The sequence below is a fragment of the Treponema sp. R80B11-R83G3 genome, from assembly GCF_054786115.1.
Map to the genome: position 1 here is coordinate 1 of NZ_BDHF01000345.1, position 780 is coordinate 780.

At 30.5% G+C, this 780-nt stretch carries 2 protein-coding genes; both read left to right on the top strand.

Features of this window, described 5'->3' with window-relative positions; translation table 11 throughout:
• Positions 1 to 234: hypothetical protein (locus tag ACYVRH_RS13755; RefSeq protein WP_461257454.1), on the top strand; the 234-nt coding region annotated here is incomplete at its 5' end.
• Between the two features lie 49 nt (positions 235 to 283).
• A complete protein-coding gene (locus ACYVRH_RS13760; RefSeq protein WP_461257455.1) occupies positions 284 to 712 on the top strand; it encodes a hypothetical protein in 429 nt (142 codons plus the stop codon).
• Positions 713 to 780 lie beyond the last annotated feature (68 nt).

A 780-nucleotide genomic window follows, 5' to 3' on the forward strand; every position in this document is an offset into this window, starting at 1 on the left:
GCCAGTTCAGGAACCCCGCAAGCGGATATATACAGGACATATTTATTATATAAATCATACGAAAACGGTATTATTTCCGAAATGTACATAGATTTATATAGCCAAATATTTAAAACTGATAAATTAAAAATAATGTCATGGTCTCCCATCATTGCCGGAGCAAGACTAGGCGAATATTACCAAGATGAAAATGAAGAAAATATATTAAAGGAAATGATTAAAAATAATCTATAAGGTTAATTATGATAAAGAAGAAATTTATATAAAAGAGGGTAAATGATATATGGACTATAAAGACGGAAAATGGGCGAGAGAAATAATCCAATTACAGCATGACGATGGTTCATGGGGATATTTTCATTCATTGTCAAATCCATCTCCAAAACAACCAATGACAACAGAACAGGCTTTGAGGAGATTGGAAATATTAGGTTTTACAATAGAGGACAAACCAATAAAAAGTGCAATCAAATACATGAATGACTGCTTAATCGGAAAAAACAGACCGCCGGATCGTGAAGAAAAGTTGCATAATACGAAAATATATATGGAATTGATGCTATCTACATGGATAAGAAGGTTTACAGAAGAAAATAAAATGGCAAATAAAACAGCCGGCAAATGGGCTGAAATAATAAATAGCTCTTTCAAAAACGGATATTATGATCATAATAATTATATAAATGTTTTTGAAAAAACATTAGGCATTTAAATGAATCCAAAAGCAGGTAGGTTTATAGATTTTGTTCATTTTTACCCAATTTCATTATTGACAAATAT

Excerpts from the sequence above, each read along its gene's own strand:
- ACYVRH_RS13760 (WP_461257455.1), top strand. The coding sequence starts at position 284 with ATGGACTATAAAGACGGAAAATGGGCGAGAGAAATAATCCAATTACAG.